Annotated in this window: 20 protein-coding genes and 2 pseudogenes; 5 read left to right on the forward strand and 17 right to left on the reverse strand. The window is 46.1% G+C overall.

Going from position 1 to position 26,355, the window contains the following annotated elements; translation table 11 throughout:
* Window positions 1-74: 74 nt before the first annotated feature.
* The 9 genes and pseudogenes from F6K64_RS00170 to F6K64_RS00210 all read right to left on the reverse strand — a co-directional run bounded on the left by F6K64_RS00170 (window position 75) and on the right by F6K64_RS00210 (window position 11,589).
* Window positions 75-311, reverse strand: coding sequence for a hypothetical protein (locus F6K64_RS00170; protein WP_287264646.1), 237 nt, complete (start codon window positions 309-311; stop codon window positions 75-77).
* Between the two features lie 688 nt (window positions 312-999).
* Window positions 1,000-2,070, reverse strand: a complete 1,071-nt coding sequence (locus F6K64_RS00175) for a helix-turn-helix domain-containing protein (protein ID WP_287264647.1) — start codon at window positions 2,068-2,070, stop codon at window positions 1,000-1,002.
* 7 nt (window positions 2,071-2,077) lie between these two features.
* Window positions 2,078-2,224: a hypothetical protein gene (locus F6K64_RS00180; protein WP_287264648.1), complete on the reverse strand. Its 147-nt coding sequence runs from the start codon at window positions 2,222-2,224 to the stop codon at window positions 2,078-2,080.
* Between the two features lie 261 nt (window positions 2,225-2,485).
* Window positions 2,486-3,649: an HAD family hydrolase gene (locus F6K64_RS00185; protein ID WP_008181300.1), complete on the reverse strand. Its 1,164-nt coding sequence runs from the start codon at window positions 3,647-3,649 to the stop codon at window positions 2,486-2,488.
* 330 nt (window positions 3,650-3,979) lie between these two features.
* Window positions 3,980-5,278: pseudogene (locus F6K64_RS00190) on the reverse strand (sulfatase-like hydrolase/transferase); the annotation flags it as partial.
* 332 nt (window positions 5,279-5,610) lie between these two features.
* Window positions 5,611-6,081: pseudogene (locus F6K64_RS00195) on the reverse strand (sulfatase-like hydrolase/transferase); the annotation flags it as partial.
* A gap of 611 nt (window positions 6,082-6,692) precedes the next feature.
* Window positions 6,693-6,851, reverse strand: a complete 159-nt coding sequence (locus F6K64_RS00200) for a hypothetical protein (protein ID WP_154659711.1) — start codon at window positions 6,849-6,851, stop codon at window positions 6,693-6,695.
* Window positions 6,852-6,988: 137 nt separating this feature from the next.
* Window positions 6,989-9,121, reverse strand: a complete 2,133-nt coding sequence (locus F6K64_RS00205; RefSeq protein ID WP_287264649.1) for a bifunctional metallophosphatase/5'-nucleotidase — start codon at window positions 9,119-9,121, stop codon at window positions 6,989-6,991.
* A gap of 287 nt (window positions 9,122-9,408) precedes the next feature.
* The gene (locus F6K64_RS00210; RefSeq protein WP_287264651.1) at window positions 9,409-11,589 is read right to left on the reverse strand and encodes a DUF3604 domain-containing protein; all 2,181 of its coding nucleotides are present in this window, start codon (window positions 11,587-11,589) and stop codon (window positions 9,409-9,411) included.
* Between the two features lie 38 nt (window positions 11,590-11,627).
* Here F6K64_RS00210 and F6K64_RS00215 point away from each other — a divergent pair, with 38 nt between their 5' ends.
* The gene (locus F6K64_RS00215; protein WP_287264652.1) at window positions 11,628-11,801 is read left to right on the forward strand and encodes a hypothetical protein; all 174 of its coding nucleotides are present in this window, start codon (window positions 11,628-11,630) and stop codon (window positions 11,799-11,801) included.
* Between the two features lie 45 nt (window positions 11,802-11,846).
* Here the strand turns inward: F6K64_RS00215 and F6K64_RS00220 are convergent, their stop codons facing one another.
* The 7 genes from F6K64_RS00220 to F6K64_RS00250 form a co-directional block, all read right to left on the reverse strand.
* Window positions 11,847-13,940 (reverse strand): DUF3604 domain-containing protein, encoded by a 2,094-nt coding sequence (locus F6K64_RS00220; RefSeq protein ID WP_287254978.1) that lies wholly within the window; start codon window positions 13,938-13,940, stop codon window positions 11,847-11,849.
* Between the two features lie 188 nt (window positions 13,941-14,128).
* On the reverse strand, window positions 14,129-15,358 hold the full coding sequence (locus F6K64_RS00225) for a HupE/UreJ family protein (RefSeq protein WP_287264654.1): 1,230 nt from the start codon (window positions 15,356-15,358) through the stop codon (window positions 14,129-14,131).
* On the reverse strand, window positions 15,355-16,311 hold the full coding sequence (locus F6K64_RS00230; RefSeq protein ID WP_287264655.1) for a peptidylprolyl isomerase: 957 nt from the start codon (window positions 16,309-16,311) through the stop codon (window positions 15,355-15,357). The genes F6K64_RS00225 and F6K64_RS00230 overlap by 4 nt, the downstream gene beginning before the upstream one ends.
* 252 nt (window positions 16,312-16,563) lie before the next feature.
* Entirely contained in the window at window positions 16,564-17,628 is a 1,065-nt protein-coding gene (locus tag F6K64_RS00235) for a cation diffusion facilitator family transporter (protein WP_008181290.1), read from the reverse strand.
* A gap of 197 nt (window positions 17,629-17,825) precedes the next feature.
* On the reverse strand, window positions 17,826-18,947 hold the full coding sequence (locus tag F6K64_RS00240; protein ID WP_229414365.1) for an HAD family hydrolase: 1,122 nt from the start codon (window positions 18,945-18,947) through the stop codon (window positions 17,826-17,828).
* 342 nt (window positions 18,948-19,289) lie between these two features.
* Window positions 19,290-20,933 carry an arylsulfatase gene (locus F6K64_RS00245; RefSeq protein WP_131827334.1) on the reverse strand — a complete coding sequence of 548 codons (1,644 nt, stop codon included), beginning with the start codon at window positions 20,931-20,933 and terminating at the stop codon, window positions 19,290-19,292.
* A 1,030-nt stretch (window positions 20,934-21,963) separates the two neighbouring features.
* Window positions 21,964-22,086, reverse strand: a complete 123-nt coding sequence (locus tag F6K64_RS00250; RefSeq protein ID WP_267871997.1) for a hypothetical protein — start codon at window positions 22,084-22,086, stop codon at window positions 21,964-21,966.
* Window positions 22,087-22,430: 344 nt separating this feature from the next.
* Between F6K64_RS00250 and F6K64_RS00255 the strand changes: the two genes are divergently transcribed.
* Window positions 22,431-22,664, forward strand: a complete 234-nt coding sequence (locus F6K64_RS00255) for a hypothetical protein (RefSeq protein WP_287264657.1) — start codon at window positions 22,431-22,433, stop codon at window positions 22,662-22,664.
* Window positions 22,665-23,034: 370 nt separating this feature from the next.
* Here the strand turns inward: F6K64_RS00255 and F6K64_RS00260 are convergent, their stop codons facing one another.
* Window positions 23,035-24,060 (reverse strand): helix-turn-helix domain-containing protein, encoded by a 1,026-nt coding sequence (locus F6K64_RS00260; protein ID WP_287264658.1) that lies wholly within the window; start codon window positions 24,058-24,060, stop codon window positions 23,035-23,037.
* A 411-nt stretch (window positions 24,061-24,471) separates the two neighbouring features.
* On the opposite strand from F6K64_RS00260, the gene F6K64_RS00265 reads away from it, so the two are divergent.
* The 3 genes from F6K64_RS00265 to F6K64_RS00275 all read left to right on the forward strand — a co-directional run bounded on the left by F6K64_RS00265 (window position 24,472) and on the right by F6K64_RS00275 (window position 26,346).
* Window positions 24,472-25,485 (forward strand): hypothetical protein, encoded by a 1,014-nt coding sequence (locus tag F6K64_RS00265; RefSeq protein ID WP_287264659.1) that lies wholly within the window; start codon window positions 24,472-24,474, stop codon window positions 25,483-25,485.
* Window positions 25,486-25,524: 39 nt separating this feature from the next.
* Window positions 25,525-25,710 carry a hypothetical protein gene (locus tag F6K64_RS00270; protein ID WP_287264660.1) on the forward strand — a complete coding sequence of 62 codons (186 nt, stop codon included), beginning with the start codon at window positions 25,525-25,527 and terminating at the stop codon, window positions 25,708-25,710.
* A gap of 180 nt (window positions 25,711-25,890) precedes the next feature.
* Window positions 25,891-26,346: a DUF3531 family protein gene (locus tag F6K64_RS00275; RefSeq protein ID WP_008181265.1), complete on the forward strand. Its 456-nt coding sequence runs from the start codon at window positions 25,891-25,893 to the stop codon at window positions 26,344-26,346.
* Window positions 26,347-26,355 lie beyond the last annotated feature (9 nt).

A 26,355-nucleotide genomic window follows, 5' to 3' on the forward strand; every position in this document is an offset into this window, starting at 1 on the left:
AGTGAAGCTATTTTTTCCTGGCTTTCTAGGCTGAGATCTTGCACCATTGTCATTAATCTTCGGGTGGGCAGTGCCTACCAACGCGCTTTGCAAGCTTCATTATCTGTCTGGTGCACTGCCCACCCTACATGAACCAAGACAATGCCCTTTTCAAAGGCACTAATATTTGTCCAACCAATGTCATCTCCCATAATTACCAAGATGTTGGGCTTGCCTTGTGTGTCGGCAAGTGCTATTCCCTGGTTAGTTCCTGGCAGGAAACTGACTAGGGTGAAGGTCATCCCTAGTACGATCGCGATTGGGACATTCACTAATCGTTTCCCAATCTGGGCTAGAGCGATTAGCTCTCAAATATTTCATGACACCTCCTGTTTGTATGGGAGTTTAAACGTTAGTGTTGCAAGTTTTCTGCACCGGTCCCATGTCACTTATGCAGAGCATTTGTACTAAAGCTATAGCCCCCTGATGGGTCTTAGCTTGCTGTGATAGTACATAGTTCATATGTTCTGCAACTTTGACTGTGCAACTTTGACTTGCTCCCTATTCAAGGCTAAACATAAACGCCTGCCCTGAAAACTCAAAAATTCCAACTTTACTAACCATAAGACTCAAATAGTATTTGAGGGTATAATCATTAGTTTTATCTATGATTCGTTTTGTTAAGCCTCGTTATCAATCGTCTCAAAACCAGGTATAGTTGCATTTTAAAATTCTCCACAAAATTCCCCCACCGCCGTGTAGCAGGTGGGGGAATTTTGCGGGTCTAGTTTGTGCTACAATAAGCTAGGATAGAATTGATAGTCTTTGGCTAAGAGTTGAGTTAAGATCGTGAGCCAGTAACAGGTGATCTTCAACTTCACTGGCTTAACCCATAGCAATTTGAATAAAACGGGTTAGTTCGGCTTTTCCCACACCTAAGCTGAGTTCTGACTGCTGTTCGCGTAGCGTGCGCGTAGCCCATATGCTTAGGTTGTGATTTCCCTTAATTCTTCCTTAATATTATGTAACTTGTGCTTTCATGTGCAAGGTTGTTGAAGGCAATTCCCCAAACATGAGTCTGTAATCTCTAGCAAAATGGCCTGGATTCCAAAACCCAAATTGGTTAGCTAGGCTTTGTACGCTACAACTGTCTGGATCACGTGCCTTCAGGCACCTGCGCACCGCATTGAGCCGTCGCACCTTGAGATAACGCATGGGACTCATGCCAAATAAGTCCTGAAACCCATAGGACAACGCTGAACTGCTAGACCCCAATCGTTTGGCTAGCTCCTTGAGGGTCAGGGGTTTTTCCAACTGAGCCACCATTTCAAGCTCGGCTTGGCCTATCAACTTTCTCCGCCGAGACGGTTTGAGGGTAGGGGTGGAACTGCCTTGAATGGGAATGGCTTGAATTACCAACGGAACGATATCATTTGCAACCAGCTGTTGAACATGGGGCTGGTTCAACCAGTCAGGTTTATGTTGCGCCAACCAAAATAGTTCTCGTAGATAGTCCTTGATCTCTGCCATGGGATCGGGTAATATACTGACATGATTCATGGCGAGAAAGCGATCGTCCAAATCATAGCGCTGCAAGTCATTTGCACAAGCTTCAAAGATTCCCACCGGGATGAATATCCCTAATGTCATTGCCACTTGAGGAGTCACGAAGCCCGTTCCCCGTTGCATATCAAAACCATACAAATCAGTTTGGGGACAAAGGGGCTGACCGTGGGCATAACAATTGCCTCCAATGGATCCCCAAACCAGCTCAAAATTTAAATATCCCTGCTGTTTCGGACCCCAAGCTTGAATCGATTGATTGGCGCTAATGCGTGTGAAATATAAATCACCAATCTTGGTAGACAAAAACTTACTCTGGAAAGAACCACGAGAAAGCTGAATCATTTCCATGTGGCTATATATCAAGAACTCAGTCAACTGTTCCACATCCGTAAAACCATAGGAGATAACCTGGGGACTTGCTACCCTAGATTGCTCCAAATCTTGACTAGAAGTTGCTGCTTTCAAACTCATGACTGGTTCAGATAAAATACACTCCTCTTCTAATATTTCAGCAGACGTAAGCATTCAGCCGTCAGCTGTCAGCTGTCAGCCATTCGCGTTCGCGCAGCTTAAAATAAAATTGAAAGTCTGGGGAAAAGCCAATAGCTGATAGCCAATAGCTGTTCGCGTAGCGTGCGCGTAGCGCATAAGCTGTTCGCGTAGCGTGCGCGTAGCGCATAAGCTTAAAACTTACTTTACATTACAAAGGCGTCACTGATGTGCAATTTTTACAATTTACCATCCAGTGACGCCTTGATGCTTACTGAGGTTAGTACAGTTGCTTAGCATGCCAAATTCAACATGCCAAATTCAAAAGATGCTATGTATAGCGGTTTCTAGCCTAATGAAGTACACAGGATTTTTTACCTGTTGCCTGTTCCCTAAAACCAAGGAATATGTACTTCACCAAATTAAAAAACGCTATACTAGGGCTTAGCATTTAGTACCTACGATACCTACCAGCCACTGATGAGCGCACTGAGTGTTGGTATTTAGCTCTTCTTCGATATCCAAATTGGTTCTCATCTCCAGATGCTTGTTCAGATCCAGATACATTATCCAATGGAGTTATCGATGGAGTTATCGATGGAGTTATCGATTGAGTTATGTCTCCATAAACTGTTACGAAATCGTCTTTCATACTGATAACTGTCCAACCACGCTCATTGGCCACATCAAAAACATTAAAATTAGACTCGGACTTTTTATCGTATGGACAGTCAATGTCAGGTTCGTCAGCAGCATAGGGACATTCGCGGGGATCATCATGGTGAAGCAGCATCATTAAAGCTGGACCTTGGTTATCATCAGTGTAGTCAAGCATTGGTAAATCACCACTGGAATTACCAACTGCCATAATTGGTTTTTTACCAATGTAGCGTTCAATTCCCACTGGTTTACCTAGTCCATCGTTAATGGGTTGCACCAGTTCTGGCTTCCTAACCAAGAGATAAGATCCATCGCCTTGGGCGATATATTCTGTTTGGACGGTACTACCAATCACGTTTTCAGGGGGAATACCATAGGCATCTTCGGCAAAAGAGCGAATAAAATCAAGTCCTCCCCCAGAGCAAATATAGACCTTGAAATCATTACTTTGGAGATAATTGACCAGTTCAACCATGGGCTGATAAGTCAGCTCGATGTATGGCACTCCCAGGTATGGGTGCAAAGAGTTATCCAGAAAGTCCCTAGCTTTCTGTTTATACTCTTCCGGTGTTAATGGCTCCGGTTGAATATATTCTAGGATGAGATCTTTTACCATGACATCCTTTTCAGTTAAAGAAGGAAGTTTTTGAAGAGCTGGCAAGGCATTAGTTAGCCTATATTTGATAAATGACTCCTGAATATATTCTGGTTTTTCAGTCCACAGGGTTCCATCATTATCAAAGGTGGCGATGCGATCGCTAGGAGGAACGTAGTTATCACTGCTGGGATTGGTAACGTCTTCCACAAAGTTAACAATCCCTTGCTTAGTCCCACCCTCATTCCAAGACAGTAAGGGGTCATAATCGGCATTGCCAGAAGGACATCCGACAAACCCTCCTATGCAAAAGACTGATAAAAGAATCGATAGGAAAACTAAAAACTTTCTTTTTTTCATGAGCTAAGACTTCTGTAGTGTAATTGCTGAGCAGCTTTTTGCCAATTAAGGCTATTTTTAGGTAGCCAACTGATCTTTTGGATACAAACTATTGCCAAGTAGTTATGGTCAAGGCTGGTTGGCAGGCGTCACTGATGGGCAGATTTGCCATCAAGTGACGCCTTGATTGTCCAGCTAGGGGTGGCACTTAGCCAGTAAAGACTTAGTGCTATAGCAGTCGCCAGGGTAATTAGGACATGACAAAAGTCTCAAACTACAGTTTGGCAAGAGTTTAACTTCTGACTTCTGACTTCTGACTTCTGACTTCTGCTATATACCCTACTGAGCAGCTTAATCCAATGCCTTATTCTTGAGGTCTTCTATTAGCTCCTCCACAACTTGATTGATGCTAAAAGATGCAGGACGTTGACTAGGTGGAAATTCCCTGAAGGTATCCAGGAATTGAGCCATATATGCTGTGGCCGGACCTAGCAAGTAAGTGCGTCGGAAGCGCCAGTCTACGTAATAGTTAGACTCGAAGGGAGCTCTCTCAAAGGGATCGCGACGCAGATTAAGGATCATGGGAACCCTCAAATTGACATAGGGTTCCTCCCAAGTATCAAAACCTAGAGCTCGCTGTTCGGCAAAAATTATCTTCCAATCTTTAAACCGGAGTGCCGATGGGTAAGCATCATCAGTGAAATAGTAGAACTCTTCACGAGGCCCTTCAGGAAGTTCGTCTTCAGTACCTAGACTTGATAGATAGGGTAAGAAGTTATAGCCGTCTAGATGAATGAGGATAGGGTTACCGTCCTCATCAGTGCCGTAACCATTTGTAAGTAGCTGCTCCTTGATATCGTCCACACCAACTGCAGCCATGAGGGTGGGCAACATATCTTGGAGAGACATGATTTCGCTGGAAACCAAACCCGGTTGGATATGACCAGGCCATTTGATCATAGCGGGCACGCGGAAACCACCTTCCCAGTTAGTTACTTTTTCGTTACGGAAAGGACTTATGCCGCCGTCAGGCCAGGTAAATAATTCTGCACCGTTGTCAGTGGTGTAGAGCACAATAGTGTTATCGTCAATGCCCAATTCTTCAAGCTTATCGAGAAGTACCCCGACATGACCATCGTGTTCCACCATACCGTCTGCATAGATTCCCTGTCCGGTAACCCCTACAGATTCGTCTTTAAGGTGGGTAAAGACGTGCATACGGGTGGCGTTAAACCATACAAAAAACGGCTGACTTTTATCGTGGGCCTCAGAGATGAAATCTAGTGCACTATCTAGGAACTCTTCGTCCACTGTTTCCATCCGCTTTTTAGTTAGCGGACCTGTGTTGCACACTAGTTGACCTTCACTATCTTCATCTGTTACGTTTGTTGCACCCTCTTCGCATGTTATTGAATCGTCTGCATCGGAGGCATAGCTATGGATTACGCCCCGTGGCCGAAAGTTGGCGTCGAATACTGGATACTCACCTAGAGGAGGATAGTCTTCGTTTTCTGGTTCCTCTTCAGCATTGAGGTGATAGAGGTTGCCATAGAACTCATCGAAACCGTGGTTAGTGGGTAGATACTTATCTAAGTCACCCAGATGGTTTTTACCAAAAACTTTGGGTCTAAAGCCCCGTCCTTCTAGGACGGCTTTTCCTTTTGTGTGCTATAATAAGAGTATAAGTAATAAACTTTTCTTTAGATAGGTATGATCTAATCATAAGTAGACAACGTAAAAAATATGTATTAGATACGTATTGCGTAATTTGGTCTAACGACTATAACGTCTATGAAAAATTAGATAATAAAAAGTATCTGTCTATCCATATAAAAAGGTACGGTGGGGCACACCGAAACCTGGATCCATGATCTAAACGCTCGGGGAGATTTGTCCTCTACTTTTCCTGGTTCCGGCAAGGGATAGCAAGACGAGTCGTAGATCCAAGAATCCCCGTTCTTCGTTCGACGGGGAGTGTCAACGAATTGACCAGTGGCGTAGCCCAGGGGCCCGAGCAGATCAGCCAGGGTTGGGTCGTCATCCTGTAATCCTACGTCAACACCAGGTAAGCCCACCTTGGTTAGACCAGTACGTCCAGGACTCTGACCAGTGAGAAAGGCAGATCGACCAGCAGTACAGCTGTTTTCACCATAGAAGTCGGTGAAGAGTATGCCATCTTCAGCAATTCTGTCGATGTGGGGTGTTTGGTAGCCCATTATCCCCCGGTTGTAGATACTGGGGTTAAACCAGCCAATGTCATCTCCCATAATTACCAGGATGTTGGGCTTGCCTTGTGTGTCGGCAAGTGCTATTCCCTGGTTAGTCCCTGGCAGGAAACCTACTAGGGCGAAGCTGATCGTTAGTACGATTGCCGTCACCGCATTGAATAATCGCTTCCCAATCTGGGCAGTTTTCTGACTGCCTTTAGAGCGATTAGCTCTCAAATATTTCATAACGCTCCATATGTATCGGAGTTTAAACTTTGGGTTTACAAGTTTTCTGCACCCGTTGGTAAGTATCTCACACTTTTTGCATCACAAAATTTTTTTTTGGGATGGAAAGAGAATTGCAAATACCTTGATTACTGACCAGATTTAATCTGCCTAAACCCGCATAAACCCAGAGTTAGCAAGCACTTACTTGACCCAGTTTTTTTTCTAATATCAGGCAAAAATTCCGGTATTATATTTGATATTTTTATCAAAAAAAAAAGCATAATAAAAAATTATATTCCAAATATTAAGAAATTTATTATAATTTTTGCCCTATAAAAAACCATTAATAAATGTTTAAAAAAACGTGAGATTGGGTCTAAGTTTGATAAAATAGTATCTTAAGCAGTAAACAAAGATATAGCGTTTCTAGGACTCATGAGGTACACATTATTTTTTCCCTCTTCCGACTTCCGTCTTCCCTGCTCCCTAAAACCCCGATATTTGTACCTCACAAGTCGTAGAATTGCTATAAGATTTATTAATAATTTTCGCTCTTTGGGAATTGTTCTGCTATAAGTGTAATTATAAGTACCCTAAAACTACTACTCTGTATAGCGTTGAGATTTTGATCATTTATTTTTTAGGCTAAATAGCATCTCAAGTTTCTGACAGGTGATTTCATCGATAGTTATTGACAAAAGTGCCACAATATGTATTCCTAGGAAATTGCCCTTCCAGGCACAGCATTCGGAAAAAAATGATGCGATCGCACTATGACGCGATCGCATCTGAAAAAAAGTATTGTTGACATCTCCCCCGAGCGAGCAATCCCTCGCTCGGGGGATTTTATGAGGTTGTGACGCGGCAGCGGTTTTGCCGTGCCGCCTAACATTTCATTCGGTATGATTTTTTCACCAATCCCCGCTTATTCAGGAATTACCGTATCTTCCCGGAAAGCCAGATTTTGAATCCGTTCGTCCAATGTTGGGTCAGTATCGGCCTGATTAAAGGCATTAGCTGCTGTGGGGAAGAATTGATGGAGGTATTCTGCTAGGGCATCCTGCTCGGAACCAAAGGAGGCAAAATTGGCAAAACCCTCGAAGGCTTCAGGGAGCGCAGCATCTCGGACCCCGTTTTTGTTGAGGTCTTCTTCAGCATCTAAAACCCCATCGCCATTGCTATCCGGCTCACCCCAGAAATCGATCCGATTGAACAAAGCTGGATTGGCACTCAAGAAGCTGGAGAAGGGAGCGCCATCAGCCACATAGCTAATGGTAACACCACGAAACGTGCGGCTGGGATCCCCCACTAATTCACCATTCTGAGCCACTACATCAATAACTTGGTCTTGATCGTCCAGGACAACCAGAGACAGAACCCGATCATTGGCAGGACGAGTGCTATCAAAGCTAAATTTAAGGCGACCGATTTGGGGAAACTGGCCGGGAGTCACACCCGGAGCTGTTGCCGCTACCGCATCCTCGATGGTTTCCAGCAATTGATCCGCTGTGACGGTAAACAGGGTCAGTCCATTATTAAAACGAAGGGAGTTGGTGATGTCAAGTTGGGAAACTTCCCCTTCTTCCTTGCCCACCGCAGGATTGGCTGCTGGGGGCAACAGTTCAAAGTCATTGGGGTCGATGCCACCGTTAGCAGCGCTAATCACCCCGATGTTGGAACGGATGCCACCCCCATTTTTGAAAGAAAACACGGTTGTAGCATCTACAGTCTTGGCATAAACCAGGTTAGCATCAGCGGTCAGGTTACCCAGGTTGGTTTCTTCGGTGCGGACAAAGGCGCGATCGCCCCGCAGGAAAACTTTGGTATTGCCAAAAATATTGCTATCCTGAGTACTGATCACTTCATCCAGGGTATTGGTAATTTCTACAACCTCCGGGTCTGGGGTACCTCCTACCGCTGCAACTCCTTGATCATCTGTGGCGTAGGCTCCACTAATGTTGGGGTCAATACTGCTGGGAATCAGGATACCGTTTGCATCAAAGTCAACCACCAGACGACCCACATACTTATAGGTAGCATCGGTGTTCACAATAGCGATCGCATTCCCATCTCCATTGGTTTTGAGAATGGGATAAACACCACCACTGGTATCTCCCAGCCGAAGATGATCGGTGGCATCAGACAGCAAGGTGTGAGACCCTCCCGCCACGATTATATCTACATCCCGCAAACGAGGGGCTAACTCATCCCGCTCAATGGTCAACTGTTGCATGTGAGCTAGGACAATAATCTTGTTGATGCCCGTAGCGGTCAATTCATCCACCGCAGCTTGGATTTTAGCAGCTAAGGCGTCATAGTCTGTGGGATTTTCCGGGAATACCGTGACTCCATCAGAGGAAGAGATGGTAGGCAAAAGGGGTGTGCTTGCTCCCACAATACCAATTGCCTCACCATTGACGGTGATCACTGCAGTCCCCGCAACCTGTCCTGCCGGAATAGTACTGATTTCTTGACCGTTCGCCGTGATCAGGCTTGATAGGTTAGGGTCTGTGGTAAAATCCAGGTTGGAACTGAGATAGGGAAACAGCGCTCCACGGTAATCTCCATCTGGTTGAATGATATCCCGCACTTCCTTGCTGCCCAGATCGAAATCGTGATTCCCAAAGGTGGAAGCTTGGATACCCAGTTGATTGTGGATTTCGATATTAGCGTGACCAATACTAGCTTCTCCCACAGGGGTCTCGTTCAACCTAGGGTCGCTGCCCGCAAACAGGAACGGACTGGGAATGTAGTTGTCTCCAGAGGAGAGGACAACCGTGTTGGGGTAGTCCTCCTTCAGGGCATTCAGGACGGCGGAAAACCGAGGAGCATCTTCCAATGCGGCCAGTCCAGCCTCAAAATCTGAGGCATGGAGTAGTTGCAGAGTAAAAGGCTCTGTATCTGAGTCAACCACCTCTGGCTCAGGGTTACTGGTGCCTGTAGAGCCTATATCGGGAATGGGTCGATTCTGTTGTGCTATCACAAGGTAGGCAACGATGGCCAAAACTAGGGCGATCGCAACTCCTACCCCTATTTTCCAAATCCGGTTCCAATTCATTTTATATACCTAATTTGTGCCTTGTTTAATCTATCAAGTTATTGGCTTTTTTTATACGATAGGTGGCCGTTGCAATACCAAACAACGACCACCTATTTCTAATCCCGTAAGCATTCAGCCGTCAGCCGTGAGCTAAAAGCTAACGCTGCTTGAGGTGCCGTCAGACATTCTCGTAGTCTAGCCACAATTTTTTGACTGATAGCTGATAGCTGATAGCTGATAGCTGATAGCTGATAGCTGATAGCTGATAGCTGATAGCTGATGGCTTACTTTAATTCAACAGTTACTTATCGAATAACTTCGTGAATTATTCTGTTCCAGAAGTCAAAATCACTGCCATCTTCGGGATTTTCAGGCAACGGAGCTATCTCAGATGTTACGTTAGATGGGGAGTACCAAATCGGAGAAGTATACACCCGTTCTTGTAGGGTTAAGGGAATTTCCTCAGCCATTTCTATCTGATAAAATACCTTGTCGTAGTCCGTCCAACGAGGAGTCGGAATTTCCAGCACCCGCGCGTAGTAAAATGCCTTTTGGGTAGGATCGAAGTCCGGGTCTGTCCAAACCTGAGCCAGCTCAACCGCACCAATGCTATTTGTCCACTCGGCTGTGTCGGTATTGACGGTACCGGTATCTTCCATCGGATCGTCCGTCTCACAGATAGCAGGATTGACCTCACAACCCACAAGGGGAAGCTTACCAGTTGTGTCATTAGGTACGCGATCGCCTGACCAGACCACATCGTAAACTTTCTCCTGGGTTTGGCCATTCTCCAGCCAGCCCTTGACAATTTGAATCCGATCAAGGTTCCCCCGAATCGGATCTTTCAATGCAGCTACTAAAAAGGTGGGAACTTTTCCTTCTGGCATACTGGTCAGATCGCTTCCCATAGGAACGCCTTTGGCATAGCCCACTTGTCCAGGGTTAAAACTCACATCTTCCGAGGTAAAATCCCAACCGCCAAAGAAGCGAACTATCATCCTTGGTCCGCTGGTGGCATAAACTTCCCGTCGTGCCATGGCATCAAACAGGGACTCGCGGGTATTGGCTTCAGCCCAAACTCCTACAAAGCCAGCTGCTCCATACTGCCATCCGAACCGGTTCACCTCAGGATTCTCCGGAACACAGTTGCCATCTTGATCCTTAGTAAAACAACTTGTCTTTGAGACGTGTTCTGCCCGTTCGGGGCTAGGGGTATAAATGGGAAACTTGCCCATAAAGCTATTTTCTTCCACCCCGGAAATCCCAATATGGGAATCCGTGGAACCTACCAGACCAAATTTGAAGGGATTAGCTCCCAAGTCTTCTTCAAACTTCAATCCATTCTTGAGGGCAGCACGGGCATACTCATGCTCGTACATATCAGGTGTTTCCGGAGCGGTCAGGTCTAGATTACCATTATCCCAACCTGCAATTTCAAAACTAGCAAATTCATCATCAGGAGACAAAAAAGGATGAGTCTCCCCCGCTCCTTTAATTTGGATAACTTCATAGAGTGGCTCCCACAGTTGTCGCTGCTCGGCATAACTGTGGTTTAGGGGCATACCGCGAGCATCGGTGTCGGCAAACATCTTTCCGTTGCTCAGGTTGCCATTGTGGGGTATGGCCAGCACATCACCACCCGTTGTGTCTTCATAGTTCTGCATCCACGCCCAGAGAAGTTCTGGGTCTGTGCCATCTGCTGTAGTTTTAGGGAGCAACTGTTTTGCTTTGTCGCCATTGTCACGGAAGATGACATTCCGGTGGAGGTTGTCCCCTGCATCTAGGGAAGTCCACTCATACCCAATCACTGCTGTAAATTTGTGGGGGTCGTTGAACTCTTCTGCCCAATCGACTTCATTATCCCAAGCTGCACCGAACTCCTCTGGGCTTTGGAGCATACAGGCTGGAATGGTACCTTGAGCAAAGGCCGAGGTAATCTCGTTCTGTGCGTTGGCTGCAGCATCACCGCCTTCTTCGATCGCTTCATGCCAATCATCTATCTGCTGCTGATCGTCACCGCAATCTTGTGGGGGGTAATCGACAAACTGTTGGAAGGAGCCCAACTGGTCGGTGTGATCGGTTACCACCAAGAAATCTAAGGGACGAGACAACTGGACTGGTTGCCCACCATCGGTTGTCACTTCCTCTCCTCGGGCAAATCGGTAGGAATTTTCCGGGGTTAGCGTAGTTCCAGCCGCACCCGCATCAAAGGAATAGATGGTATGGAGGTGGGTGTCCCCCCAGAATACCTGCTGGGGATGGCTCGGCTGATACTCATCCGGTCGCCCTGCATAAGGGGAGTAGGGTATTTCTCCCGGAAGGGGTACAGGTCGGTTGAAATCTGGAAGATCGTATTCTCCAGGTGGCAACAACGAAACTGCCAGAGCGCTGTTGGAAACAAATAGCATGTTCCCGATTAGAAAGCAAATACACAAGCCTATTATAAATAGTTTGCGGATTTGCAAACGTGAAACTATTCGATTCATATTCATGAACTCCTTTTGGAATTGTCTTTGATTGAATCATGCTGTTTGAGCCAATGGCTCAAACAGCATGGTGCGTTAGGATGGATTGGCAGCGTTCGGCTGATGGCAAGAGATTTGGGCCATCTAACCCACCCTATGTAACTGCGATCACTTCTAATAGTTATAAAGCGATCGCTTGGTTGCTGGACTTACACTCAGTCAATAGGTTTTGAAACTACCAAGCCATGGTGGGATGCCAGGATCATAGATTTACTTCATCATTTGGTTGAATAATGTTTCTCAATTTCCTGAATGATTCGATTCCAAAATTCTTCCTGGCTCATATTTTCAACAGGTTGGGCAGGCAGAGGTTCGATAGCTGGAGAATACCAGATCGGGGAAGACCAGGCCCGTTCCCGAATAAAGGGTTTAGCACCAGAGGCGAAGATAGATTTGTCAACGGCGAGCGCATCATGGCTACTCCAGCGACAGGTGAAATTTTCGATCACCCGTGCGTAGTAAAATGCGTGTTGATTGGGGTCAAATTCAGGATCACGCCAAACAGTACTGAGTTCTGAGTCTCCCACATTCTCGGGATAACTACAGGTAAAAATATTCGGTATGGCCTTATTTCCAGGACATGAGCCATTCTCATTTAGCTGTTTGTCATCGGAACAGGCAACATCATAGACCTTTTCATGGGTTTCCCCATCATCACCGAGCCAACCCTTAATGATTTGGATGCGGTCTATGGGAGCACTCAAAGGATCTTTAATCGCCCAAACAAACAACTCAGGGTCTGCCTCAGCAGTGGGAAGGATTGGGAAATCGCTGCCCATGGGAACGCCAGTGCCATAAGCAATCTCGATGGCATCATCTCGAAGATTGAGATCTTCTGGGAACTCGTAGCCGCCAAAGAGTCGTACTTGAATACGAGGACCGCTGGTGGCAAAGGTTTCCCGTCGCTGGAAGGCATCAAAGATACTGTCGCGGGTGTTTTCTTCAGCCCAAACTCCTGTTAACCCACCAGGATTATTCAAAAGGTTATCGAGTTCACCACTAATGGGACTTTGTTCAATCCCCAATCGGTATTGAGGAGTATCGTCAGCCATACCATGATTACCCTGGTAATTATCTTCTTCCCCACTTGACGGAACCCCACTGTGGGTATCGGTCGCGCCCACAAAACCGTACTTAAAGGGGTTGACACCAATTTTAGCCTCTTGTTTGACACCTTCTTTGAGTCCTTCTCGGATGTAGCTATATTTGTTAATACAACCCTCTGGTTCAAAAAGTTCATCACAGATGGGGGCAGTGGTTAGGGATTGGACGGCAGCCCCTTCGATCAGAAAGGAAGGACCCGTCCGAACGGAACGGGTATCGAGTTTTTCAAAGTTACACAGTTCATCCACATTGCCTAAACCCGTTTTGCACTCGGACTCCCCTTTGGTTTGCATCACTTCTACCAGTCGCTCTAGTCGTTGTTGAGTGCTGGCGCGAACATCATCTATGGGGGTAACGTTGTCGTAGTAGGTTGGGTTAAAAGCAGTTCCCTCAGACAAGTTAGCGTTGTGGGGAATGACGATCACCTCACACTCTCCGGTACAGTTAGTATCCAACCAAGCCCACAGATGCTCTGGGTTGGGAGAAGACTTCAATGGGTCGGAAACATCCGAACCCGAAAACACAGTCTCAGGAACGGTATCATTACTAAAAATGATATTACGGTGAATACCTGCCCCCGCAATTCCTCGTGGCACATTGCCAGGAGAAGTCCATTCATAGGCGTTGAAGGTGGTGAATACCCCTGGCTCGTTGAACTGTGTCGCCGCATCTTGGATCTTGTCCCAAACGAGAGGGGTATATTCCTCGCAAAGTTCGTTATTATCACCACAAACCCCAAGATCCTCTTTACCCATTATAAATCTTTGAAATGCCTCCCCAGCAGCGTCTATATCGTCTTGTGCATCCCTTACTAGCTGACAATTTTCGGAGTTATAGTAAGGGGAATTTTCATCCATCGTACAGATGGCTATTTCTCCTAAAAACTCTGCATGATCAGTTAAGGCAGTGAAATCCAGGGCAGTTTTCAACTTATGAGATTGTCCTGAAGCCATCGTAACCGCCTCCCCTCGGGCAAAGCGGTAGGCTTCTTCTGGACCATTGGGGTTGGCTCCAAAATAGCTATCGAGGGAGTAGTTGGTGTGAACGTGCAGGTCCCCGAATAGGGCTTTTCGTTCCACTGGGAGCGGTGCAATTTCTGCTGAAGCTATAGGTATTTGTCCCATCGTTAGCAGTAGACTGAGAACTCCTACAGTGAGTACTCGCAACCACAAGGGTCGAATCCTCAGGGGTAAAGGCTTCAATTTCATCGGATATTACTCCTTAAATTAGATAGGGTTTGGTAAATAGTTTCTGTTGAAACGAGGGAAATGCTGGACTTACACTCAGTCAATACATTGTTGACATTGCTAACTTTGTAATTGTGAGATGCCAGGATATTTTCTGAGAGAGCGTTTTGGGTAAGATTTCTGGTTTTTGCGATCGCTAAGTGATCAACTCACCCCCAAAAAGCTGCCACTCGCTGGAAACACCAGAACGATGCCAGAATGCCAATACTATAGGTGGGCACCCAACCCAGCCAGCGCGGATAGTTCTCTGAACCAAACCGTTTCAGGCTCTCCATCACCGCAACCACTACTAGCACAAAGGCCAGTTGTCCTAATTCCACCCCAACATTGAAAAACAACAGAGCTGGGGGAATGTCTTGGGGGGGTAATCCCACCTCTGCCAAGGCTCCGGCAAAGCCAAAGCCGTGGAGCAGTCCAAAGGTAAGGGCCACTAGCCAGGGATATTGCTCAGTCAATCCTGGTTTACCCTGGCGGCTGTGGGCCAGCTCCGAAGCTAAGAACAAAATGCTGAGGGCAATCACTGCTTCCACTGGGGCTTGGGGCACATTCACAAGACCTAAGGTAGCTGCACCGAGGGTAATGCTGTGGGCGAGGGTAAAGGCGGTAATGGTCTTGACCAGACGCCAGGATGGTCCGACTATTAAGACTAGGCCTAAGACAAACAGCAAGTGGTCGATGCCGCTGAAAATGTGCTCGACCCCAAGTTTGAGGTAGGTCTGGCCCACTGCAAACACAGTGGTTTTTTCTGGGATAACAAAGGTCTCTTCGCCAGTGGGCACCATGGTGGTTTGGGAGTGCCCATCGGCCCATTCCACCCGCAATAGCACTTCCAGAGAGCTTTGGAGCAGTCCCGGAAACGCAATGGTTTCTTCAGCCAATCCGTTTTTACCGCAATCCAATGTCCAGCGGGTGATACGGGTGGTGGGAGTAGCCATTACTTTAGGCACGGTCACCCCAGTGCAGTGGCTGGGAAATACCGGGCTAATGGTCATGGGACTACTCAGCCCTTCATCCCCAAAACTCATGGCTGATGGGGTTTTCCAGACCACCTCCACCTGGCCAGAGGGTTGCTCTCGTAGTTCCAGGTAGGACGTTTGAAAGCCGTGAGCCTGGGCGGGGGCGGGATAGCATCCCAGGCCGAGGCAAACCAACAGAGCAATACAAATCCATTTCCCTCTGAAGACGAGCCACTGAAAAAAGTTGAGTGGGGAATTGTAACCCTTGCTCCCTTCTGGTTGCCAGAAGGCTTGGGCTATCGGTATCGTGATAAATCCCTTCTGTCCTCTGACTTCTGCCTTCTGCCTTCTGACTTCTGCCTTCTGCCCTCTGACTTCTGACTTCTGCCTTCTGACTTCTGACTTCTGCCTTTCTTTGTTCATCCCTGCTCCTCCTGAATAGCTTGGTTGAGGGCATCCTGGTCTATGGAAACCGTGTAGCGATCGCGTAACTGTTGATAGAACTGCTCGTCCAGCTGTTGGCGCTGGTCTCTCATCCAGTCCCGACGGACATCCCTTTTGACCTCTGCCAAAGTAGCGTTATGACCCGGTTCAATGTCGCTAACGTAAACCAGATGACTGCCATAAGCGGAATGGAACGGGCCTTGCCAGCCGTTTTCCGTAACCCCAGCCATCTCCTGACCAAAGCTTCCACCAAAGGTGTTGCTTAGGATCTCAGCTGAGGCTAGATTATAGGTTATGGGCAACATGGAGCGGTCCCCTAGCTTCTGGAACCGTTCCAGGTTGGGGTTGGCTTGCAACTGATTCAGAAGATCACGGGCTTCCGCATCAGTGCGATCGCGCCGCATTTCCCGGCTGAAGTAAATCTGTCCAAAGCTAAACTTGCCCGGTATCGCGTAGCGCTCAGCATGCTCCCCTAAATAGGCTTCCAACACTTCATCGGAGGGTTCCTGCAGAGCCGACACATCTTCGACCAAGAACTGCATCTTTTGAACCACCCGTCGCCGCACAATCAGGTCGTTTTGATCTAACCCCAATGCCAGGGCTTCCTGATACAGTACTTCATCGCGAACGTATTTATCCACAAGGCTTTCCAGCTCTTGGGGCAAGGGCTCTCGTCCCCACTGCCGCTGCCAGGTTGTTTTCAAAGACTCAATGGTGCCAGCAGACACCTCAATGTGCTTGGGAGAATCCGATGTGATAGAAGGACCACCAACCCAAAAATATAGCCCAAACAGCAGGGCACCCAAAACCAGGAAATGCAGCAATGGTTCCCGCAAAATCCGAATTAGTGGCTTGGGTCGATCCTCCCTCTTAACCGGGATTTCAGACAGTGAAGTTTCTTGATGAATCAGTGTTGTTGCTGTTTCCTGCATGGCAATTATAACGGTGTTCAATTAGGTGAGGTACATTTTTTTGGGTTTTAGGGAACAGGGAACAGGGAACAGGGAACAGGGAGCAGGGATTAGGCGTAGGGATTAGGCGTAGGGTGCGTTAGGGAAGGGCTCGCCATGATTTTAACGGTCGGCCCTTGTTGAGATAGCCCTTCCCGTAACGCACCACTGAGTCAAACAATCTTCTCAATGATTGGTGAAATCTTTTATTGCCTATTGCCTATTGCCTATTGCCTATTGCCTATTGCCTACTCCCGATTCCCGATTCCCGATTCCCGATTCCCTCGTTTGAGTAAAAGGTACAGCGCGAACCACTATCAAACCTAGATAGGGCAGTTCGGCTTTCAGTTGCTCCTCAACAGTATTAGTAATTCTTTGGGTATCCTGAAGAGATAGAGTGGGTGGTAGCATGATGTCCATCTCGACATGGAGCCGATGCCCCAGCCAGCGGGGTCGAAGGTTTGCCACAGCATCAGCTTCTACTTCAGGCACATGATTGATGGCATGGTTGAGGGATTCTAACACCTCTGGTTCCACCCCATCCAGCAAACGACTAAAAATAGTCTGCCCCGACTCCCAGACAATTTTTAGTAACACTGCTGTGATCACTAAACCAATCACGGGATCGGCCCAGGAATAGCCCAGGGCAACCCCCACAGCGCTGACCAACACTGCCAGACTGACTAGACCATCAGCCATAGCGTGATACCCATCAGCAATCAGGGCAGCGCTATTGATTTCCCGGCCAACCCGAATCCGGAAAAGAGCCACAACTTCGTTGCCAATAAAGCCCACGATGGCCGCAATTGCCAGGGCTCCCAAATGATGCAGGGGCTGAGGATGGTAAAATCGCTCCACAGACTCATAGGCGGTAATCACGGCACTCAACAGCACAATCACCACAATCATCACCCCGGCCAAGTCTTCCAATCGAGCAAAGCCATAGGAAAATCTGGCGGTTGGCTTGCGTCGCGATACTAGAAACGCCACCCCCAAGGGCACAGCAGTCATCGCATCCCCCACGTTGTGAATTAGATCGGCCAGGAGAGCGACACTGCCAGAGAGCCAGAACACCACTGCCTGCAAAATTGCAGTGATCACCAAGCCCACCAGAGACCATTTTACCGCCCAGATGCCCCGAGCAGAGCTAGCAATTTCGGGGTCGATCACCCCGTGGGTGTGGCTATGATCACCATGGTGGTGATGGGGATGGGGATGGTGATGGTGGTGATCTTCCACCTCTGCTTTTGGGAGTTGAGGGATATCATCGGTGGGGATAGACGTAGAAATTTGTGTCATAATACTTTTCCAGACAGGACATCCATCTGAGGATATGGATGGTAAGGGGGTTTTAGCACCAAAAGGTAAATTGTGATTTGGAAAGTTTGGGGTTATGTTACCAGTAAGACCCAGGAAATATCTGTGATATAATGCCGAAGCAATAGCAAATAAACAGCACCTATTTATAATAGCTATTTGTTTAATTCAACAGTAAATTATCGAGTAACCTCCTGAATTATTCTGTCCCAAAAATCCTCTTTACTGATATCTAATTCAGATGCTGTCTGGGCTTGATCGATTTCTTCTCCAGACACTGTTCCGAAATCCTCTTTACTGATATCTAATTCAGATGCTATCTGGGCTTGATCGATTTCTTCTCCAAATACTGTTACAAAATCCTCTTGCATACTGATAACTGTCCAACCACGCTCATTGGCCTCATCAAAAACCGGATCATCGTATGGACAGTCAATGCCAGCTTCTTCAGCATAGGGACATTCACGGGGATCATTATGGTGAAGCAGCATCATTAAAGCTGGACCTTGGTCATCATCAGTGTAGTCAAGCATTTGTAAATCACCACTGGAATTACCAACCGCCATAATTGGTTTTTTGCCAATGTAGCGGTCAATCCCCACTGGTTTACCTGCTTTATCGTTAAAGGGTTGCACCAGTTCTCGCTTCTTGAGCAAGACATAAGTTCCATCCTCTTCTGGGTCAATATACTCGGTTTGGGTGGTACTACCAATGATGTTTTCAGGGGGAATACCGTAGGCATCTTCCGCAAAGGAGCGAATGAAATCCGTTCCACCCCCAGAGCAAATATAGACCTTGAAATCATTACTTCTGAGATAATTGACCAGTTCAACCATGGGCTGGAAGGTCAGCTGGATGTATGGAAAGCCAAGGTATGGATGATTTTGTGTATCCAGAAATTCCCTAGCTTCCTGTTTATAATCTTCCGGTGTCATTTCCGGTAATTCGAGATCTGCTAGGACGACTTCCTTTTCAGTTAAAAAACCAAGTGTTTTAAGATCTGACAATCCATTGCCTAGCCTAGATTTTATAAATTCCCCCTGAATAAGGGGTTTTTCAGTCCACAGGGTTCCATCATTATCAATCGTGACAATGCGTCCCCTCGGAGGAACGTAATTACAACTGTTAGGATTGGTAACCTCTTCCACAAAGTTAACAATCGTGTCTTTAGTCGTACCCTCATTCCAAGACACTAACGGGTCATAGTCCGCAGCAGCAGGGGGACATGCCACAAAGCCTCCTAGGCAAAAGACTGATAACAGAATTGAGAAGAAAACTACAAAGGTTCTTTTTTTCATCATCTAAGAGCTGAATTACTTTGTGCCAACCAAAGACATCTTTAACTGAGAGGTTGTCTGAGAAGTCTCATTTGCTACATCCAAGCCCCCGTTGGTCCCCCAATTTTGGGGGACTTTTAGCAGCAAATTGATTCTTGTTCCCCCCAGAATTGGGGGGCTAGGGGGGCAAAATTCAGTATAAAAAAACTTTTCAGATATCCTCTGAGGTAATGTATCTGGTTGATATAGCACTACGCATTAAGGTGTTTGACATTGATACAAGCAGCAAAAGCTGTTACAGTAAACTGTTTCCTTTTGCCTCTTGCCTAAAGCCCTTGCGCGTAGCGCTATATGCCCTTTTACCCCTTAGTCAAGGGAATAGGTTTCAATCTGATCAACAATGTCGTCAATGATTTCGTTAGGATTGAAACCAAAAGGAGGTTGACTGGGAGGATACTCTTCAAACGTATCCAGGTACTTCTGCACAAGCCCTACCGGTGGCAGCAACAAGTAATTCCGGCGAGACCACCAGTCATTGTAGTTGTTGGAATCGGTATCCCCGCGCTCGTAGGGATCCCGACGCAAGTTAAACAGCTTCGGAACTCGCAGTTGCACAAACGGCTCCCGCCAGACATCAAAATAGTGAGCCCGTTGTTCCGAAAAGACTATTTTCCAATCCCCAATGCGAACCCCTGGCAGTTGACCCTCATCATTGAAGTAGATGAATCCCGGACGCTGTCCCTTTTGGTTCTCGGGATCGGTCAAATAGGCCAACTGATTGAACCCATCGAGATAGGTTCCACAGAGGTTTGTGGGTTCATCTTCCGGACAGGGCTGCTTCAGGGTTTCGTTGATGTCATCCACGCCAACAGCCGCCATCAGGGTTGGCACCCAATCTAAGTGAGAGAAAATCTCATGGGATACGGTTCCAGCGGGGATATGACCAGGCCAGCGCACGAGTGCTGGAACGCGGTAGCCGCCTTCCCAGTTGGTGTTCTTCTCACCCCGGAAGGGACTCAGACCGCCATCAGGCCATTGATTGTAATGGGGGCCGTTGTCTGTGGTATAGATGACAATCGTATTGTCTTCAATGCCCAGCTCCTTCAGCAGGTCGAGCAACTCTCCTACATGGCCATCGTGCTCTAGCATGCCATCACCGTAGAAGCCCTGACCGCTGATTCCCTTGACCTCATCACTAATATGGGTATAGAAATGCATCCGGGTGGAGTTAAACCAGGTCAAGAAGGGCTTCTGGTTTTCCACCGCTGTTTCAATGAACTCCTTCGTCCGGTCTAGGAATTCCCGATCTACGGTCTTCATGCGCTCAATGTTGAGCGACCCGGTATCATAACATTCCTGATAGCCCAACTCGCCAAAGCGTTTTGAATAGTCTGGATCTCCAATGATCGGTTCCTCGTGATATTCACCAGGCGTTGCTTTGCAATCCAGAACTCCGCGAGGTCCAACATTTTTGGCAAACCAGCCATCTGGTCCGCCGGGATAGTCCGAATTCTCCGGCTCTTCTTCTGCATTCAAGTGATAGAGGTTGCCCAAGAATTCGTCAAAGCCATGGACTGTGGGCAGAAACCGGTTGAGATCCCCCAGGTGGTTTTTGCCAAACTGCCCCGATGTGTAACCCAAGGGCTTCAGCATTTCTGCCAAGGTGGGGTCTTCATCCTGGATGCCAAAGGGTGCTCCTGGGAAACCGACTTTCAGCAAGCCAGTCCGCAAACCACTTTGGCCAGTGATAAAAGCTGCCCGACCGGCGGTACAGCTTTGCTCAGCGTAGTAGTCCGTAAACAGCATGCCCTCATTGGCAATGCGATCGATGTTGGGCGTGTCGTAACCGACAATGCCCTTTTCATAAGCACTGACATTAGTCCAACCAATGTCATCTCCCATGATCACCAGGATGTTGGGCTGGCCTTCTGTGTCGGCAAGTGCGATTCCCTGGTTAGTCACTGGGAGGAAACCAACTAGAGTGAAGGTGATCGTTAGTAGGATCGCCATCACCCCATTGAATAATCGCTTCCCCATCTGGGCATTGTCATGACTGCCCTTGGAGCGATTAGCTCTCAAATATTTCATTAAGGCTACCGTTATATCAAACGTTTAAACTTTTGTGTTGCAAGTTTTATGCACCCGTTTGTTAGTATCTCACAGTTTTTGCATCACAAAACTTTTTTTTTGATTGACTGTGATTGAAAATCTCTTGAGCACTGACCAGATTTTATCTGTCTAAATCAGCTGAAATATAGAGTGGGTAAGGACTTGGCTGATCCAGATCTTTTCTGAAATGAGGATTCCACGAATATATATATATTTCTTATTCAGATCTCCATAAATATATAAGAAAAACTAATGCATTAACATGATTATTATTCTTAAATAATTAACTAGAATAATAATCATTAATATCACCAAAATAAACGTTAATTAATGTTAACAAATCGGGGGGGGGTAGTCTAAGTATGATAGGATAGTATTTTAAGCAGTAATAAATTTTAAAATTTATTAAAAATTTAACCTATTCGATACTTAAACTACTATAATGCGTGGCCTGGAAAACCTCGTTAATTAATGTTAAAAAAACGGCAATTTTATTTTAAGTATGATAAGATAGTATTTTAAGCAGTAAAAAGTATAAAATTTATTAAGAATTGGGTATATCCGGTAATTGTTCTGGTAAGATGCTAATTTTGAAGTAAGCATTCAGGTATCAGCCATTGGCCTATAGCCAAGCTAGGTGAGGTCACAGGCTTGAAGCCTGTGCCACCCATATGCTTACAAAAAAGCGATCGCAAAAAAGCGTCCGCTTCTTATCGACCCAATCAAGGTTTCATGTCTGTATTATCCCAATCATCCCGCACTGATTAAAAAGCGTCCGCTCACAGATACTCAAGGGAGCATGTCAATTTTGTTAATCCCTGTTCAGATCCCCCTAAATCCCCCTTAATAAGGGGGACTTTTAAATCTAATTCCCCCCTTTTTTAAGGGGGGCTAGGGGGGATCTATGTACCTAATTACAAAGGTGACATGCTCACAGATACTCAAAACCACCAACCATTTCCTCTGGCTTATCAATCTCCTGAATCAAAACTAAGGCTTTGAGCATCAGGAAAACAGCAGGAAAACGCAAGCAAAACAGAGGATGCGATCGCAACCGCCACTATCTTCTTCTAAATACAGTTAAAACTTATTCATAAACCCTGATAAAAACAGTAAATCAACTCCCGGCAATAACCAGGGAGAGCATAGTTCCAAAAGCTGGCGTTGCTGAATCTTTGAATTAATAGGAGTAGAGTGGGCATCCTGCCCGCTCCAAAAGATATCGAACAGGCAAGATGCCTATTCCACAGGTGCGACCCAAGGGCGATTTACTCGCCCATTGGAAAGCGCACCTACTCTTAAAATCATTCCATTATTAAGAGTTTTTAGGTGCGCTTGAGCGATCTAATTATTAAATTCGCGCTTAGGCGCGCGCCTCCTAGGGCGAGTAAATCGCCGTTGGGTCGCATCTTTCGGCAAAGCCGACGCGGGGCGCGAACGGGTCGCATCTGTGGAATCGGCATCTTGCTGTGGAACTGGCATCAAGCCAGTTTCATGCTTATTGTCGGGCGGGCAGGATGCGGCATCAGGCGTGGAACTGGCATCAAGCCAGTTTCAACATATTGTCGGGCGGGCAGGATGCCCACTCTACTCCTATTCAGCGCGAAGATTCAGCAACGCCACTTCCCTTAGAGTCAATAGCTCTCAAATATTTCATAACTGCTCCCGTCTCCATGGTAGTTTCACCTTTGAGTGTTGCAGGTCTTCTGCACCGGTCCTATGTCACTGATGCAGAACATTTGTACTAAAGCTATAGCTCCCTCATCGGTTTTAGCTTGCTCGGATAGTACATAGTTCATAAGTTGTGCAACTTTGACTGTGCAACTTTGACCTGCTGTCTATTTAAGCTTAAACATAAACGGTTCCCCTCAATACTCAAAAATTCCAACTTTACTAACCATAAAAATAAAATAGTCTTTGACGGGACAATAATTAGTTTTATCTATAATTCGTTTTGTTAAGCGTCGTCATATATCGTCTCAAAATCAGGTACAATCGGCTTTTAAGATTCTTGTCTAACTTCTGGTTTCCTCTGCAACGTTTTTGAAGGCAATTCCCCAAACATGACTCTGTAATCTCTAGCAAAATGGCCTCCATTCCAGAAGCCAAATTGGTTAGCCAGGATTTCTACGCTACAACTGTCTGGATCACTTGCCTTCAGGCACCTGCGCACCGCATTCAGCCGTCGCACCTTGAGATAGCGCATGGGACTCATGCCAAATAACTCCTGAAACCCATAGGACAAAGCTGAACTGCTAGAGCCCAATCGTTTGGCTAGCTCCTTCAGGGTCAGGGGTTTTTCCAAGTGGGCTACTATTTCTTGCTCCGCTTGGGCTATCAACTTTCTGCGCCGAGAGGGTTTGAGGGTGGGGGTGGCACTGCCTTGAATCGGAATGGCTTGAATCACCAATGGAACGAGATCATTTGCCACCAGCTGTTGAACATGGGGCTGCTTCAACCAGTCAGGTTGATGTTGCGCCAACCAAAATAGTTCCCGCAGATAGTCCTTGATCTCCCCAATCCGATCGGGCAATATACTCACATGATTTTTGGCGAGGAAGCGATCGTCCAAATCATAGCGCTGCAAGTGATTGGCACAAGCTTCAAAGATTCCCACCGGGATGAATATGTCTACCATCATTCCCACTTGAGGAGTCACGAAGCCCGTTTCCCGTTGCCGATCAAAACCATTCAAATCAGTTTGGGGACACAGGGGCTGACCGTGGCCATAAAAATGGCCTCCTTTAGCCTCCCAAACCAACGCAAAAGTTAAATATCCCTGCTGTTTCGGACCTCTTACTTGAACGGATTGATTGGCGCTAATACGTGTGAAATATAAATCACCAATCTGGGTAGCCAAAAACTCACTCTGGAACGAACCACGAGAAAGCTGAATAATTTCCATTTGGCTATAAGTCAAGAACTCAGTAAACTCATCCACATCCGTAAAACGACCGGAAATAATCTTGGAACTTTCTGCGGTATATTGGTCTAAATATTGACTAGAATTTGCTGCTTTAAAACTCATGACTGCTTGAGATAAAATACATTATAATTCGTGGCAGTTGTCTGTAAGGAGGTACCTCGGCATTGGAATTTTTGAGAGTAGGGAGTAGGGAGTAGGGAGTAATAAAATTAAATCTACCTCATAAGTATGATCAATTATATCAACTATTTGCTAATATATAATTTTAAATTATCTCATGAAACCAAATGCTGATTTATCATACAGTCGTTTTCCTATTAATGAAGTACACACACGGATTCTTTCCCTGTTCCCTGTTCCCTGTTCCCTATTCCCTCTGCCCTATTCCCTATTCCCTGTTCCCTATTCCCTTTCACCATCAATTATAGTTTCACATCTCAACTGAAAATTCTATAGCTGACAGCTGACAGCTGACTGCTGAATGCTTACTAACATCCTACCTTAACAATAATTATGAAATCCCAAACTGAGCAAATTGTTACTACCCTTCAAGAATTAACCAAAGATGAATACTTCAGCCTAGTTGGTGACGCTCCTTATATAGTTATTCCTTGGGAAGTGGACGATAAAGGTTCTTTTTCAGTGGAACGCTTTCTAGTCGATAACACCGGTCTTATGCCCTTTACTCCTGAAGAGTTTCTCAGTCAGATTCGCGCAACCCAATCTCAACCTGTGAGCGCCCATTACCAAAATCTGATCGCACTGCTGCAAGCTAATTTCTCAGAGTTAACTATCTATGGCTATCGCCTTCCTACACTACCAGAAGAATTGGAAGAGGGATTTCCCATTCAACAAAGTATCTTTGGCTCCTTAGGAATTCCGATGCTAATTGGTTTATCAACAGCAGGAGAGTGGATTGGATTAGGTATCAAACAAACCTGGCGGTGCAACTCATCACCACAATTTATGATTCCGGATCTAGAATCTGTCCAAGACAATACCGCTGCACTAGTTGAGCAAATCCAATCTATCACCAATCAAATTACTCATAAAGCCCAAGCAGAGGAAGAATTGACTTTGGGAGGTTTCGAGGTAGTGATCACCACTAGTCGCCACGAAGTTATGCAAAAATTATTGGATACTACGGGATTTTTAGAGATTAGCGAAATCAATGAATTTATTAGAGTTCGAGATGATTACGGAAATGAGATAGAAGAGTATCAGGAAACAATAGCACAGCTAGAACAAGAACTAGTAAAGTTAGAGGAAGAAGGAGAATTATCAACGGAACAATACCAAGAGGTTCAAGAAGAATTGTCAGAAGAAAGAGCCGGATTAGAGGAAATCCAAACAGAATGCAAGTTCGAGATAGATTTGAGAAACCTGTTTGCCACTCAACTGCTTAATTCCAAAACTTACCATCTTAACTTCAATCTGTCTGGAGAATGGTGTACAGTTCACTATGCCTTAGGGGAAACTCACGATCTCGATTGGGTAGTAGTAGCAACAAGTAGTTATACTCTTTGAGGGAATCACAGGAAGAGCAGGAGATGGGGAGATGGGGAGATGGGGAGATGGGGAGATGGGGACTTAGATCAGCAACTGGCTCTCCACAACTGCTTAGGTGCCCTTGAGCTGCTCCCTGCTCCCTGCTCCTTGCTCCCTGCTCCCTGCTCCCTGCTCCCTCTCTCACTATTGGTGATTTTTCATAACTATATTTTTCACAACTCGTTGAAAATTGTGATAAGATAGGGTTTGAAAAAAATCAGGATTAATCAAAAAGTTAATATCCGATATTCGGGATTAATGGCGATAAAAAAAACTAAGTGTTAGTTAAAATAATTGCTTTTCACCGATTCCCGATTCCCGATTCCCGATTCCCGATTCCCGATTCCCTGTTCCCGATTCCCTGTTCCCTGTTCCCTAAACGATATGCAAATTATATTTCGTGAGTTTAACCCATTTGATTTGTGGATTTGGATAGAATTTAGCACTGTTCCTTCCTATCGGGAAAAGGAATATGTGGAAGAACTGTTCAATTCCTGGTTTTTATTAGGTAAATTGGGAGGATTTGATGCAGAAAACCTGCCAGTGCAAGAGGTTGGCCTAGAAATCAGCTACATGGAATATGATGATAGAGTAGCGGAAAAGAGTTTAATGGCCTTGATGCATAATCAGGGCGAGTTTGAGTATGAAGGCACTTGGGGGCGCTGCTGGTTTGATTTAGGAACTAGTGATGCGATCGCTCTTGATATTTTAATTAATTCTCTCCGGCAACTTGCCAAAGAATATGTGGAGATTGAAAAATTAATTATAGGTGGTGAAAACGACGATTGGCCAGTACAGGATCGGAGCAAATCAATGTTTTACGAGTCTAATTTAAACTAAGTCCTACTA

The organism is Moorena sp. SIO3A2 (assembly GCF_010672265.1).
In the GTDB taxonomy this organism is placed as follows: domain Bacteria; phylum Cyanobacteriota; class Cyanobacteriia; order Cyanobacteriales; family Coleofasciculaceae; genus Moorena; species Moorena producens.